The sequence below is a fragment of the Acinetobacter gyllenbergii genome (assembly GCF_001682515.1).
Lineage (GTDB): Bacteria > Pseudomonadota > Gammaproteobacteria > Pseudomonadales > Moraxellaceae > Acinetobacter > Acinetobacter gyllenbergii.
This window is the reverse complement of the sequence record NZ_KV575263.1, coordinates 456,830-472,141: the sequence shown is the minus strand read 5'-3', so window position 1 is coordinate 472,141 and position 15,312 is coordinate 456,830. Positions and strand designations below refer to the sequence as shown.

The 15,312-nt window shown below is 42.6% G+C and carries 11 protein-coding genes and 2 tRNA genes; 8 read left to right on the top strand and 5 right to left on the bottom strand.

What is annotated here, in order from left to right; all coding sequences use genetic code 11:
• Nucleotides 1-5: 5 nt before the first annotated feature.
• Both NG55_RS11405 and NG55_RS11400 read right to left on the bottom strand, forming a co-directional pair.
• Nucleotides 6-82: transfer RNA gene (locus NG55_RS11405), tRNA-Arg, on the bottom strand.
• An 11-nt stretch (nucleotides 83-93) separates the two neighbouring features.
• Nucleotides 94-183, bottom strand: a tRNA-Ser gene (locus tag NG55_RS11400).
• Between the two features lie 260 nt (nucleotides 184-443).
• Here NG55_RS11400 and rnr point away from each other — a divergent pair.
• The 5 genes from rnr (at nucleotide 444) to NG55_RS11375 (ending at nucleotide 6,624) form a co-directional block, all read left to right on the top strand.
• Nucleotides 444-2,879 (top strand): ribonuclease R, encoded by a 2,436-nt coding sequence (gene rnr, locus NG55_RS11395; protein WP_065343291.1) that lies wholly within the window; start codon nucleotides 444-446, stop codon nucleotides 2,877-2,879.
• Nucleotides 2,880-2,924: 45 nt separating this feature from the next.
• On the top strand, nucleotides 2,925-3,782 hold the full coding sequence (locus NG55_RS11390; RefSeq protein ID WP_065343290.1) for a VanW family protein: 858 nt from the start codon (nucleotides 2,925-2,927) through the stop codon (nucleotides 3,780-3,782).
• 91 nt (nucleotides 3,783-3,873) lie between these two features.
• The gene (locus NG55_RS11385) at nucleotides 3,874-5,913 is read left to right on the top strand and encodes a M3 family metallopeptidase (protein WP_065343351.1); all 2,040 of its coding nucleotides are present in this window, start codon (nucleotides 3,874-3,876) and stop codon (nucleotides 5,911-5,913) included.
• Between the two features lie 38 nt (nucleotides 5,914-5,951).
• On the top strand, nucleotides 5,952-6,158 hold the full coding sequence (locus tag NG55_RS11380) for a YheV family putative metal-binding protein (RefSeq protein WP_016542854.1): 207 nt from the start codon (nucleotides 5,952-5,954) through the stop codon (nucleotides 6,156-6,158).
• 10 nt (nucleotides 6,159-6,168) lie between these two features.
• On the top strand, nucleotides 6,169-6,624 hold the full coding sequence (locus tag NG55_RS11375) for a hypothetical protein (protein WP_065343289.1): 456 nt from the start codon (nucleotides 6,169-6,171) through the stop codon (nucleotides 6,622-6,624).
• Between the two features lie 47 nt (nucleotides 6,625-6,671).
• Here the strand turns inward: NG55_RS11375 and NG55_RS11370 are convergent, their stop codons facing one another.
• Entirely contained in the window at nucleotides 6,672-7,586 is a 915-nt protein-coding gene (locus NG55_RS11370; protein ID WP_065343288.1) for a DMT family transporter, read from the bottom strand.
• Between the two features lie 117 nt (nucleotides 7,587-7,703).
• Here NG55_RS11370 and NG55_RS11365 point away from each other — a divergent pair, with 117 nt between their 5' ends.
• From NG55_RS11365 to NG55_RS11355, 3 genes are all read left to right on the top strand, one after another.
• On the top strand, nucleotides 7,704-8,483 hold the full coding sequence (locus NG55_RS11365) for an AraC family transcriptional regulator (RefSeq protein ID WP_065343287.1): 780 nt from the start codon (nucleotides 7,704-7,706) through the stop codon (nucleotides 8,481-8,483).
• Nucleotides 8,484-8,574: 91 nt separating this feature from the next.
• Nucleotides 8,575-9,462: a DMT family transporter gene (locus NG55_RS11360; protein WP_016542850.1), complete on the top strand. Its 888-nt coding sequence runs from the start codon at nucleotides 8,575-8,577 to the stop codon at nucleotides 9,460-9,462.
• A gap of 58 nt (nucleotides 9,463-9,520) precedes the next feature.
• Nucleotides 9,521-10,276, top strand: coding sequence for a YegJ family protein (locus tag NG55_RS11355; RefSeq protein WP_016660142.1), 756 nt, complete (start codon nucleotides 9,521-9,523; stop codon nucleotides 10,274-10,276).
• 80 nt (nucleotides 10,277-10,356) lie between these two features.
• Here NG55_RS11355 and NG55_RS11350 read toward each other — a convergent pair whose 3' ends face one another.
• Nucleotides 10,357-12,561: a TRAP transporter large permease subunit gene (locus NG55_RS11350; protein ID WP_016542848.1), complete on the bottom strand. Its 2,205-nt coding sequence runs from the start codon at nucleotides 12,559-12,561 to the stop codon at nucleotides 10,357-10,359.
• Between the two features lie 490 nt (nucleotides 12,562-13,051).
• Complete coding sequence (locus NG55_RS11345) at nucleotides 13,052-15,262, bottom strand: TRAP transporter large permease subunit (RefSeq protein ID WP_065343286.1); 2,211 nt, start codon at nucleotides 15,260-15,262, stop codon at nucleotides 13,052-13,054.
• Between the last annotated feature and the right edge of the window lie 50 nt (nucleotides 15,263-15,312).

Below are 15,312 nucleotides of genomic sequence, written 5' to 3'. Positions count from 1 at the left end.
TTACTTGGTGCGCTCAGAGAGATTCGAACTCCCGACCCCTTAGTTCGTAGCCAAGTGCTCTATCCAGCTGAGCTATGAGCGCTTTAAGTAAAGTGGCGGTGAGAGAGGGATTCGAACCCTCGATACAGTTACCCGTATGCATCCTTAGCAGGGATGTGGTTTCAGCCACTCACCCATCTCACCGTAACACGAGCGCAATAATACAAACTAAAACCGTATTACACAAGGGATGTTCCTGTTTTTTTCTTCTTTTTCAGTTCAATCAAATACTTTTTAATCAATTTTCGCATTTTTTCAGCATTTTTTAGCGCTACGCTTGTTAATATAGGCTTATCTCCTTTATTTAGATCGGCACAATAAACAGAATCTTGCAATCTTTGACGTGCAGTTAGAGTTTGAATGACTTATGCTAAACCGATCTGCCAGATGTGAAATGAAACGATATGACTAAAAATTGGGCCGATCCCGAAGCAAAAGCAGAAGCGCAACGTTACGATAATCCTATTCCTAGCCGAACTCTTATTCTAACTACACTAGAACAATTACAAACTGCACAATCTCATGCAGAACTGGTCGATCACTTTAATATCCCCGATCAAAAAAGTATTGATGCCTTGAACCATCGCTTAAGCGCCATGGTTCGCGACGGACAATTGATGAAAGATGGTTTTAAATACCAGCCTGCAACCGATTTACCGAGCCATGAAGCAACGGTCTATATCAATAGTAAGGGCCTAGGCACGGCTAATATCTCAGGTCAGGATGATATCTTGTTACCTGAACGTGAATTACGTCTGGTGTTTAATGGCGATCGCGTTAAAGTCCGTCAAACCTCTGTAGACCGTAAAGGTAAAGCTTGGGGCTTTATTACCGAGGTGGTACAACGTCGCGTCAAACAGATTATTGGTAAAGTAGCGGAACATGAAGGTGAATACTTTATTCAGCCGAGCAATCCGAATCAGCATCAACCGATTACCCTTGAAAAAGAATTGATTCAACACGCCAATGCCAAAGTCGGTGATATGCTGCGTGTTGCGATTGATGACTACCCGACCCGCGAAGAGCTGGCGACAGGTCACATCATTCAATCGATGGCAGACAAAGCCGATACCGAGATTATTATTCCGCAGACCATCTTAGAGTTTGGTCTACCTTATGAATTCCCTGAAGCCGTCATTAAAGAAGCTGAAAGCTTTAAAGAACCTTCAGCAAAAGACCTGAAAGGACGTGTCGATTTACGTGACTTGCCATTGGTCACTATTGATGGTGAAGATGCACGAGACTTTGACGATGCCGTCTTTGCAGAAAAACGCGCAGGTGGTGGTTACCGTGTTGTGGTGGCAATTGCAGACGTGAGCCATTATGTCCGTTTAGATTCGCCTTTAAATGAAGAAGCTGAAGAACGTGGTACATCGGTTTATTTCCCACACTTCGTTTTGCCAATGCTGCCAGAAGCGTTATCGAATGGGTTGTGTTCTCTGAACCCACATGTTGACCGTTTATGTATGGTCTGCGATTTAAAACTGTCACGTGCAGGTAAAGTCACAGGTTATGAGTTCTACCCTGCGGTGATGCATTCAAAGGCACGTTTGACTTATACCCAAGTCGGTCAATATTTTGAAGGCGCAACAGATGCGATTCCTGAAGATAAGAGCATTCATAAATCACTGAACACCTTATTCCAACTGTATCAAACGCTGAAAGAATTACGCGCCAAACGTCATGCCATGGAATTTGAAACCATTGAAACCTACATGACCTTTGATGAGTTGGGCGGCATCAAAGAAATCTTGCCACGTACTCGTAATGATGCGCATAAACTGATTGAAGAATGCATGTTGTTGGCCAACGTTGCCGCAGCTGAATACGCATTAGAACACGATATTCCGATGTTGTATCGTGTGCATGAGGCACCTGAATTCTCGCGTATTCAAAAAGTGCGTGATTTTGTCAAACTACTTGGTTTGCCATTCCCAGAACAACCAACCCAAGCTGATTACCAAGCGGTGATTGAAGCGACCAAAGATCGTTTAGATGCGCCAAGTATTCATGCGGTGCTGTTACGTTCAATGATGCAAGCCTATTATGGCGCGAACAATGCAGGACATTACGGTCTTGCTTATGAAGCTTATACGCATTTCACTTCACCAATTCGCCGCTACCCAGACTTATTGTTACACCGTGCCATTAAAGCCTATCTAGATAAGAAAGTTTACCCATTGTCTGGTGCCGCTTTAGATGATGCAGGTGAGCATTTCTCTCAAACTGAACGTCGTGCCGACGAAGCTTCACGCAGCGTGACCACTTGGTTGAAATGCCATTATATGCAACAGCATTTAGGCGATGAGTTTGTGGGTGTGATTAGTGCCGTAACAGAGTTTGGTCTATTCGTAACGCTCAAAGACCTGTACGTGGATGGTATGATTCATGTCAGCCAGCTCGGTGAAGACTTCTTCCTGTATGATCAAGCCAGCCAAAGTTTGATTGGTCAGAATCGTGGACAGTCATTTAGTCTCGGCGATGAAGTCAAAATTCAAGTGGCAGGCGTAAATCTGGAAGAACGTAAGATTGACTTCCAACTGGTACAACAGCTGACACATTTGGGGCGTGTAATTCGTCAGAAAGCACCACGTACTGCGAATCCTTCTAGTTCGAAGCGTGCTTCAACAACTGAAGAAGTATTTGGCAAACAGCCTTCTACTCAATCTAAAGTCAGTGAAGATGGTGAGAAGCCTGTACGCAAGAAAAAGGATAAGAACAAACCAAGTTCTTATAGCAAAAAGCCAGCTAAAAAAGCATCTGCTAAGCCTGATACGAAAGAAAAGGCCAAAAAGAAAGTGAAAAAGAAAAAGTCGAATGCGAAAGCAAAACAGGACTAATTCAGGTGAGGGCAAGTTCAGTCATGGACTTGCCCTGCTTTAACAATGCAATTCATTCGCCTTTTGTTTAAAAAACCAGTCAGCCAATATCACCCTGCCCTTTATTTCATCATGATTTGGATACGGCGAGGTCTTCGTTATGTGCAATGGAAAATGGATGGTCGCCAATATGCCCAAAGCTTTGACTCGAACCCATTAACATTTAGAGTGAAGAAACACCAATCTGTCCTGATTCGTAAACTTGGTGACAGCGAACAGCTTTGGCAGAAAAATAAAGTGATTAATTTAAAAATCGCAAGTAAAAAAATTTCTACTATTTTGATTAAACCCCAAGAAACCTTTTCTTTCTGTCAGCTCGTTGGTTTACCAACTATCCAACAAGGTTATGTTGAGGGTATGGAGCTTAGTTTTGGACAAGCTCGTGGCGGGATTGGTGGTGGAATCTGTCAAATTGCGAATTTAATTCATTGGCTGGTACTCCATAGTCCATTGCAGGTCATACAGCGTTCACAACATTCTTTTGATCCATTTCCAGATCAGGGGCGAGTTCTACCTTTTGGAAGTGGTGCTGCTATTTTTTATAACTATGTTGATTATCAGTTTTATAATCCAACAGAATATACGTTTCAGATCAATCTCTGGTTTTCCCAAAAATGCCTTGAGGGTGACTTACGTTGCTCAGATGATCTAGGTTATATTTATCATGTCTTTGAACAAAAACATCGTTTTATTAAGATAGGAGCAAACTACTATCGGCAAAATGAAATCTGGCGACATAAAAAAGAAAAATACAAAAGTGGTGAAATCCTTGAAACAGAATGCATGACTAAAAATTTTGCCAAGGTCATGTATGAACCAACCCACATTGATGCAATGTTTACCTCACTTGAGGAAATAGATTAATCCTATAAGATTTGCACAATCAGCCTTGATTTCTCCCCCGCTAAGCCCTACATCTATAACTATGTTTAAAGATGAATATGGCAAAAATACAATGACACTCCAACAAGCGACGCTTCCCGTTCCTCAATTTGATCAAATTCAACTTGCCGATTTAAAACAACAGATTGAACAGACCATTCAAAACGGTCAAAACTTCTTAAACCAACTCAATGAAGTTCCGCAAAGCCCTGAAGCCCAACTGGCAACCTTGGCAGAAGTCGACCAACTTGAAAATAACATGAGTGAATCGTGGGGCATTTTGTCGCATCTCAATGCCGTGATGAACAATGCGGAAACCCGTGAAGTGTATCAAGCGCTGTTACCGAGTTTAAGTGAATACTATACCCAGCTTGGCCAACATACGCCGCTGTACCAAACCTATCAACAGATTCATGACAGTGCCGTATTTCAAACGCTGAACGAAGCACAACAAAGTGCGATTAAACTGGCTTTACGTGACTTTAAACTGTCAGGTGTTGCGCTTCAGGGTGAAGCCAAAAAGCGTTATGCCGAAATCTCAGCACGTTTATCACAACTGTCTTCGGACTTCTCAAACCATGTACTCGATGCAACCCAAGCCTACTTTAAACCTTTAACGGAAGCGCAACTCAAAGGCCTGCCACAAAGCAGTGTTGAACTGTTAAAACAATACGGACAACAGCGTGAGCTTGAGCAAGCCGTTGCCACACTCGACTTCCCTGCTTATTTTGCGATTATGACCTATGCTGAAGATCGTGAGTTGAGAGAAGAGCTGTATAAGGCCTATGTCACTCGTGCCTCAGAACAATCTGATAAAACTGAATTTGACAATACCCCAGTGATGGAGGAAATCCTGAGCTTACGTCAAGAAATGGCGCAACTGCTTGGTTTCAACAACTTCGCTGAATATTCCCTTGCCAGCAAAATGGCACCTGATGTTGAAACCGTAGATAAATTCTTGGTTGATCTGGCAGAGCATGCGCGTACCCCAGCACTGGCTGAAATTGCAGAATTGAAAGCGATTGCACAACAAGAAGGTATTGATGAACTCAAACCTTGGGATGCAACCTACTATTCTGAAAAGTTGAAACAGCAACAGTTCAATCTTTCTCAAGAAGCGCTTAAACCGTATTTCCCTGCACCAAAAGTGGTACAAGGTTTATTCCAAATCGTACAACGCCTTTACGGTATCCAAATTATCGAACGCCAAGCCCCTGTGTGGCAGAATGATGTGCGCTATTTCGAAATTGAAGATCAAGGCCAAGTGGTTGGTGGTTTTTACTTTGATTTATATGCCCGTAACGGCAAACGTGGTGGTGCATGGATGAGCGGTTTCCGTTCTCGTGTACAAACGGCCACAGGTCTACAAAAACCAATTTGCTATATGGTGTGTAACTTTACCCCACCGATTGGTGATCAACCTGCGCTACTCACTCATGATGAAGTGATTACTTTATTCCATGAATTTGGTCACGGCCTACATCATATGCTGACTGAAGTAGATAACATCTCGGTTGCAGGTACGCACGGCGTGGCATGGGATGCGGTGGAATTACCAAGTCAATTTATGGAATTCTGGGCCTGGGACAATGAAAGTTTAGATGTACTCAGCGAGCACACTGAAACTAAACAGACCTTACCGCAAGAATTGCTATCTGCATTATTGAATGCACGTTTCTTCCAATCAGGCATGCAAACCTTGCGTCAGATTGAATTTGCGTTATTTGACCTGAGTATTCACCGTCAAGCACCGGCCTTAAACAGCCAGCAAATCCAAGCCACACTGGACGATATTCGCGATAAATTTGCCGTGGTTCCTGCTGTACCCTATAACCGTTTCCAACACAGCTTCAGCCACATTTTTGCAGGTGGTTATGCTGCTGGTTACTACTCTTATAAATGGGCAGAAGTTTTAGCCAGTGATGCTTTTGATCGTTTCGAAAGCGAAGGTATTTTTAATACCGAGACTGGAAAAGAGTTTAGAAAGTTTATTCTAGCAGTTGGCGGAAAAGATACAGCGCTTGATGCGTTTCGCAATTTCCGAAAAAGAGAACCAAAAATAGATGCATTATTACGTCATCAAGGTTGGACGAACACCGATAAAACCGCTTAAACTACGTCATTATTGTTCACAGGGTGTAATTAACTGACATGAAAAGACAGTTCATCGCGGGCGCAAAATGCCCGAAATGCGGGGCCTTAGATCGTGTCGTTAAAATCATCACTGTGGATGACGAGTGGATTGAATGTATCGAATGTGCTTATAGTGAAAAACGCCCAACCCACGTGGAACCGGCGCAACCTGCTGAGCCAGATGAAATTGGGGTGATACAATTCAAACCTCGTCATTTTGACTAGAAGGTTAAAAATGATGTCCACATACCAAACAGAAAATTCCAAATTATTATGGATGATAATTGGTGGAATAAGTGTTGTCGTGGTGCTGTTCCTTGCTGTGCAATGGTTTTTAGCTCAAAAAGATCAGCAAGCCACAATCTCTGTACCTGCTCAGCCTGTTGCTGAAAAAACCGTTGCTCCAGCATCCACTGAAGCAACGACTCCAGTAGATGAAGTGACGACGGCGAGCAGTGATGTCGCTGCGCCAATCCAATTGGTTGAAGAATCAATTGTAAAAGATCCACTACCGGCAAATGACAGCTTGGCAAAAGAAGAAATTGCCAAACTGGATGATATTCATCAACAACTGCAAGACCAGCAACATGATCTAAAACAGCAAAATAGCGATGTGGATACTTTGCTCAAGCTAAAAGAAGATCAAATTAAGCTCTTGGAAGCTCAGATTGCTGCCCAGAGTAAATCTTAATAAAAAAAGCTTTAACCTCGGTTAAAGCTTTTTTGTTAGGGGTCTGTTTAATCTAAAATTTGCTTTGATGCTGATTTGAATTGAATCGGTTTCTGAATAGTTTGTGCTATCAGAATTCCAATCAAGGTTAGGCCCCCACCAATATAGTGGAACATCTGCAAATGCTCGCCCAGCAAAGCCACCGCAATCAGCGCCGTAAATAAGGGCAATAGATTCATAAAAATACTGTTGCGATTCGGCCCTAAATGTCTCACCCCTTCTATCCATAAATACGACAACAATACCGAGGAAAAAATACTGGCGTAAACGATCAGTGGAATGGTCTGTTGGTTCAGTTGCATCTGCGAAGCGGGCAAAAATATAAAAAATGGCAGTACATAAACAATGGCAAAACAGGATTGTACAAAATTCGATTGCCAAGCAGGGATCGGCATTTTCCAACGTTTCAGCAACACACCATATAAGGCATAGCCTGCTGCCGCAATGAGCATCAAACCATCACCCAAATGTACGCCTTGCTTCCAGATATCGGTAATTGAACCATGGCTCAGCAAATACAAGATGCCATAAAAAGATAAAGCACCGCCAAACAACATGCCATAGCTCAGCCGATCTTTCAGCATCGCACTACTTAAAATCATCGTAAGCAAAGGAATCAGTGCGGTGACAATCGCCATATTGGTGGCTGTGGTGGTGGATGCTGCCTGATAAGACAAGAACTGGAATAGAGACACGGACAGAAAACCACCCAATGCCAACTGTTTCCAATACTGCTTGATGGTGTGTCGATTGTTCCAGACCGGAATCAGCACAAAGGTACTCATCACAGCGAGCGCCAACACCAGACGATAGAACGTAATCGCGACAGGCGAAATGGCATGGCTGGCCATTTTAGACACCACCACATTGCCCGCCCAGAACAAAATGGCAAATAAGGGATAAAAATAAGCTTTCTGAAACATGCGCTAGACCTATACTTTGCAAGATAGATCATGCTAAAAAATAATCAATTCGTTGTTTCTCGACAATAAGACGATTACTATCGAAAAAAAGACAATCTATACAGGATATGTTTCAAGATGGGAAAAAACTTTGAACATGGATTCTTAAATTATCCAGTCTATGCTTTTTCAGAAAACTATCCGCATGGACATATTGAAGATTGGCATAGCCACGATCGAATCCAGTTGATTCATACCCTATCAGGCGTGATTCGAGTACAAACCCATGAAGGGATCTGGATTACCCCACCTGGACGTGGCGTGTGGATTCCGGCGCATAAACCGCATGCCTTACTCAGCAGCGGTGATGTCAAAGCCCGAGGAATTTTTATAGAAACCTCATCACACACCTATCTCAATTCAGAATGCCGTGTTGTGGCCATTCCTGCTTTGCTACGGGAGCTGATGAGTAGTGCAATGCAAATCAAAACAGCCATCCAGTCTGAAAGTCGTGATGAAAGACTGCTGCAACTCATTCTGGATGAAGTGCGCTTATTACCTGCTTTGGCTTTTAATTTACCCGACCCTCAAAGCCCCAAGCTTTTGCAACTGTGCCAAAGGATTAAAGACAACTTGGCCTTGGACTGGGGACTCGAAGATACGGCGCAGCAACTGCATATCAGCAGTAAAACACTGGCACGGCATTTTCAGAAAGAGACAGGACTGCATTTTTCTCATTGGGTGCGTCAAGCCAAACTGATGCAAGCCATGATTGATTTATCCCTGAACAAACCCGTTTTAAATGTGGCCTTAGACTTGGGCTATGACAGTCCAAGTGCCTTTAGTGCCATGTTTAAGCGTGAAACCAGCATGACCCCAAGTGATTATCTTAAACAATTCTCTGACGCATTGAGTTGAGCGTCCTAAGCATAGATTGAGTGAAGAATCTCATTCCTTTCATCCTTACAGCAGCATAAAATAAGCGTAATCTTCCAATACCCGAATCGCTATGGATGCTCAACCCACCAATCGCAACCTGATGCTGGCGATTGGTTGCCTTACCCTTTCTGCGCTGCTTTTCTCCGTGATGGGCATTTGTATTCGTTATGCTTCACATACAGTTGATAACTACACCATTGTATTTTTCCGCAATGTAGTTGGGTTGATCCTGTTTTTGCCTTTTATCTTCAAGCAAGGAACCCGTTTTGTAAAAACAGAAAAACTGTGGATGCATACGTGGCGCAGTATTGTTGGATTGGCGGCCATGTATGGCTTTTTCTACGCGATTGCACATTTAAAACTCTCCAATGCGATGGTCTTTACCTACTCTTCCCCGATTTTTATTCCATTGATTGCTTGGCTATTTCTCAAAGAAAAAATCACCACGGCAATGCTCTGTGCTGCAGGCTTGGGTTTTATTGGGGTGTTCTGTGTCGCCAAGCCTGATCAAGGCTTGTTAAACTGGATTTCTATTGTCGGGATCAGTTCTAGCCTGTTGGCCTCGATGGCCTTTGTCACCGTGCGTGCCCTCACCCAAACTGAACCGCCTGAACGGATCGTGTTTTATTTCTGCTTGATTGGCTCTTTGTTGTCAGTGATTCCGATGTTTTGGGTATGGCGACCTTATCATTTACAGGAATTACTGTTTTTGATTGGTGCGGGCGTACTGGCCAATGTCAGCCAAATTTTTATGTCGCATGCCTACCGTCTTGCCCCTGCTGGGCAAATTGCCCCCGTCAATTATATTGCGATTATCTTCGCAGGCCTTTGGGGCTTTTTACTGTGGAATGAAGTGCCGGATCTATATAGTGTGATTGGTTTTGGCATTATTCTCTCAGCAATTTTATTATGTAGCCCTCTGACACAAAGAGATAAGAAATGGCGTTTCAAAGGTTAAGAATACGTCGCTCTTTTTGATAAACTCACAACAATCACAATGCAGAAAATTCAAATTGATGAAGATAACAAATACTATTTTTGCAAATGAATCCCCTGAAATGATCTTAGCCTTCGAAAAAGCTCAAGAGACCTTTAAATACTTTTGGCGGGAGTTATATTGGGAATATCGCAGAATCGTCCCTGCTTTTGATCTTGCTTATGTTAAATGTGCCTTTACACAAGAACAGATTGATGCGCCCGACTCAGCTCTAGTTGAGTATATGTGGATCGACCAAATTGATTTTGATGGAACGACTATTTCGGGTCAGTTGATGAATCAACCAAACCATATCAACAATGTGCAGGCAGGTGAAAATGTAGAATGCCCCTTTGAAGCTATCGTGGACTGGATGTTTCTAACTCAAGATCAAGTCTATGGCGGCTTTACAATTCAAGAATATCGTAAGCAATTAAATGACGCTGAGCGAAAAGAATATGATGATGCTTGGGGAATAAATTTTGGTGATCCCAATAAAATCTTATATGTCTATGATCAAGAGGCTCACCCAGAGAACTTAATTGAGCATCCCATGTGCGGAAAAATGTTGGAGAGCTTTTTAAACTTTATTCAAAGCAACCCAACCATGCTTCATGAAAAAGATGAAAGTGGTAATCAGCTATTCCACCGTGAAGCGATTGCAGGTAATTGCTTATTCATTCAAGCATTACTCGAACTCAAGCTAGATCAATCCACCCAAAATAATCAATCTATGACTGCCTTAGACCTAGCGCATAAAATGGGGTGGGAAAATATTGCACATGTATTAAAGTAGTTTTCATCTCCTTATAACAGTTCCTGTTCTATATACAGAAACTAAAAAAGCACCCGAAGGTGCTTTTTTAGTTTCAACTGTTAGTGCTTATACCAACCAAACATCTGGAAGATATATGGTGCATACGTCACCAACACCAACGATGAGAACAATACAATAATCGGTAAAATCCAACGTTCATAACGGAAGTAGAAACTGGTGTATTTCTCTTTCGCCTCCTTATCGGCGGCCGAAACCTCCTCATCCCCGACGGAGAGTCGCGTCAGCAAGTGGTTCAAGGCAACCGGCGGTGTGACATAACCGAACTCGAATGCCACCAATACGATCATCCAGAAGTGGATCGGATGGATACCATTCTCGTAGGCGACAGGCGCAACCGTTGCAGCAACCAGAATCACCGCTCCAAATGGATCGGTTGTCATCCCAATAATCGCAAGTAACAACGCAATGAAGGCAAGTGAAATATAGATATTGCCCAAGTGTGTCGGTAATAACTCAACCACTTCAGCACGTTCGATTAAACCACCCACGCTTGCAGACAAGGCCATCAACAGGATTAATGCACCGATGTGCCCCACTGTTTCTGAGGTTGCAAAACGAAGTGCTCCACCAAATCCAAAACTCTTGCTACCATGAGGATCATGGCTCTTCAAGAACTCAGATTTTTTCTCATGTTCACGAACCAAAGCTTCATGCTTCGCATCCACTACTGGCGCAGGTGCAAGTTTTGATGCAAACAACTTGTCAAACAAGATCATTGCAATCAACACCAACGGTAAAATCATTGGCGCAGTAAATTCGTTGATTGACGTATCTAAAGCAAGCTTATAGAACATCACCACAGCAAAACCAATGATCACATAAGGAATCACAGGTACGCAGGCACGTAACATACCCGGTACAGCGATTTTAGGTGAGTTCACACGGAATTTTTCTTCAGCAAGAATCAGAGAAACACCCAAGAAGATGAACGCTGTTAACCAGAAGACATAGATACCGTGATCAAATAATTCTGTCGATGTCACATGACGGCTGTCCAGCATCGAGATCAGGATGACGAGTAAACATGGACGAATCACCACACCTAAAGAACCTGACATAGCCGATACAGCTAATGCGTATTGACGACGTGCACCAGAGTTCCAGACTTCTTTATAGATGATTGCACCCGCTGCAATAACGAAAATCCCCGAAGCACCCGTATAGGCTGTTGGAATCGCAGCTGCAATCAAGATTAACCAGGTTAAGGTCTCAGGTGCCAAGTTCCATGGACGTAAGATATTTAAGAATAAATCCATGACACGGGTTTGGGTCAGCAACATACCTGCCCAGATGAACAATGCCAGATTTAAGAAAATACCCGAGAATTCAACCAAGATACCCAAGTAAATCCCTTGCCCCATTGGATAATCCATGAAGAAGGTAAATACAATCCCTGTCACCAAAGACATGAAGGCATACAGCGGCACGCTGAGTAAGGCTAGACCAAAGTTACCTTTCGGTTGTGCTGTTTTTGGAATAAAGATGAACTGGAAAATACTGATAATGGTCAGAGACACAAACAGTGTAATCCACAGCCAATATAAGACTGCTGTTTTACCTGCAACCTCAACCCCAGAATTCAAGACTGAATGATATTGACTGATGACGGAGTAGCTGAGTAAAGCATTACCCGCAACCATTAACGCCGAATAAACACGGAAGTCGATTTTGGTTTTTGGTGCACGCAAACCAATGTGGTGGTAACGTAAAGACGCTGTAATTGAAGCGAATAGTACCATCACCAACAAAATAACAGTTTGGTTTTCAGAACCGAGTTTAAAGATACCAAAGAAGGTGGTTTCAACTTTACGATACGTACGAATACTTGGATGCGCTTCCAAATGCTTCATTGCTTTATCGTAGAATTGGTATTTTTCTTCACACTGTTGTTGTGCTGCCAATAAAGACGCACGTACATCAGCTTCAGAAGCTGCACCAAACATGCTTGCAAATTCATCGGCAGCATTGGCTTTCATCTGCTCTTGAACTTGTGCATCAATGTTTGGATGTCGATCACAAGATGGTTTTTCAGGTTCAGCACGTAAAAACGAGTATTGCATCCCTGTTGTTTGATCACCGTATAAACGCTCCCCCATACGAAGCATCTGACCGTGAATCATTTCGCCTGTACCAATAAGCAAAGTCATTAGCAACAAAGCAAGAATAATGAAGGTTGATATCCAGTCATTCCAGATATAGCCTAACCGGGCTAATCCAGTCTTATTCTCTTGATCATTTTGCATGTCTATTCCAATTTATTGTTATCAACATCCATCCAAAGATGTTGAATCATGCGATGTCCATGGTTGATAGATAAATGAATTTACCCTTTGAATCACCAATCCCTTTTTAAACCGCTTAAATTTGCAGCAAACTTTTAGAAAAAAGAATGACTGCAATCACTTTTTTGTTGGTTGTTTTTATCAATTTGTATGTACTCTCGACTGCCCTCTATTTTCATCCTTATTTTAATGAACAATTTAGCGCACTAAATTGTCTTTTTTACCGCTCCTTCGATCATAAGATAAATTAGCGCTAAAGCAGGCTACTCCATCTTTTCCGTCTATTTATAGCATAACTATTTCGATCTCAAAATGTTATTTTAATCACATAATAGCCTTATCTGGCCTAAATTCATCTCTCGTTGTTCTTTCACCCTAAATTTATCTGCATAACTCCAACTACAAAAAATAAGCACCCAAAGGTGCTTATCTTGATCTTTAAAGTGCGTGGCTAGCTATACCAGCCAAACAATTTAAAGGTATAAGGAACATAGGCAATGATCAAAATTGCAGGCACCATCACCAGTAATGGTAAAATCCAGCGCTCATAGCGATAGAAGAAAGACAGATGACGCACTTCGGCATCCGCTTCAGCCACTTCAGCATCACCAATCGACTGTCGAGCCAATAAATGGTTCAGTGCAACTGGTGGTGTGACATAACCCAGCTCAAAGCCAATTAATGCAATCATCCAGAAGTGCACAGGATCAATCCCATACTGATAAGCCACTGGCGCAACGGTTGCAGTAATGAGAATCACCGCCCCAAATGGGTCCATAATCATCCCCACAAAAATCATCAACAGCACGATCAGCGTAATCACCATATAGGTGCTGTTAATATCTTGCGGGAACGTTTCCATGATATGGATCTGTTCAAGGAAACCACCGACACTCACTGAAAGTGCCATGAGGATCACCAAAGCCCCAATATGCCCCACCGTTTCACTGGTCGATGCATGTAATGCTTTACCAAAAGAAACACGGCGCACAGGATTACGTGGATCATCTGCGGGGTTGATTGGCGCAGCGGATTGGGAACCATCTGCCGGAATAGTGTAATTATTCAAGGTACTATCCCAATGTCCAACAGGTGCTAAAGGTGCAGGTTCTTTACGTAATTTATCAAACAACACCATCAGTAATAAAATCACTGGCATCATTACAGGTGCGGTAAATTCATTGAGATCTGTGGCCAAAGCATGCTTATAGAACAACCAGATCAGAATAAAGATCACGATATAAGGCGATACAGGTACAAATGCACGTAACGACTTTGGCAATGCAATTTTGAACGGTGCAATTCTAAATTTCTGTTCGGCAAAAAACAGCGCAATCACCAAGAATAAAGTTGAAGTTAACAAGAAGGTGTACATGCCATATTTATACAGCAGGTCAGTAGTCACTTCTTTATTTAAGGATGCCACAACCACAATCAATAGACATGGACGCAGTACCACCCCAAGCGAACCCGAAAGTGCCGTTGCAGCCAAAGCAAATTGACGGCGCCCCCCTGCATTCCAAACCTCTTTATAAATAATTGCACCCGCTGCAATAACGAAAATACCTGAAGCGCCAGTGTAGGCTGTCGGCAAAGCTGCAGCAATTAAGATCAACCAAGTTAATGTTTCAGGCGCTAAATTCCACGGACGTAAGATATTCAGGAATAAATCGACAATACGCGTCTGTTTTAATAGCATCCCCGCCCAAATAAACAGAGCCAGATTTAAGAAAATACTCGAAAACTCGACCAACTGACCTAAATAAATCCCTTGTCCCATTGGATAGGCCATAAAGAAAGTAAAGGCAACTCCAGTAATAATCGCCATATAGGCATAGAGTGGCACACTGAGGAAGGCTAAACCGACGCTACCGCCCTCTCGTGTCGGTGTTGGAGACTTGATCAACTGATACAGACTGATCAAGGTCAGTACCGCAAATAAAATCATCCATAACCAATAAATCAGCGTCATTTCTGGGCTGATCGGAACACCAGAGTTCATGACGGATCGATATTGACTCATTACCGATGAGGTCAATAAACCATTCCCGATCAACATCGCAATACTATAGATACGGAAATCAATTTTTGTTGCTGGACTGCGTAAACCAATATGATGGATCTTTAAGGTAGCACTGATTGCCGCAAACACCACCATAATCACCAAGAATAAAGCACGGTTCTCTGTACCAAATTTAAAGATACCAAAGAAACTGGTTTCTATCTGACGATAGGTCCGCACACTCGGATGAGCCTCGATATGCGTCATGGCCTTATCATAAAATTGGTATTTTTCTTCACATTGTTGCTGTGCTGCCATCAAGGAAGCGCGTACATCCGATTCTGAAGCTACGCCAAACATACTGGCAAATTCATCAGCAGCATTAATCCGCATCTGTTCCTGAACTTGCGCATCAATATTTGGGTTCCGGTCACAGGTGGGTTTTTCTGGTTCAGCACGCAGGAAAGAGTACTGCATTCCAATTGCAGGATCACCGTATAGGCGCTCCCCCATACGTAATAATTGACCATGGATCATTTCTCCAGTGCCAATAATCAATGTCATGAGTAATAAGAAAAGGATAACAAAAGTTGATATCCACTCGGTCCAAATATAACTCAGTAGACCTAATCCAGATTTTTTCTGTTGATCATGTTGCATATCTATTCCAGTTTATTGTGATCAACATCCCTCCGAAGATGCTGAATTTT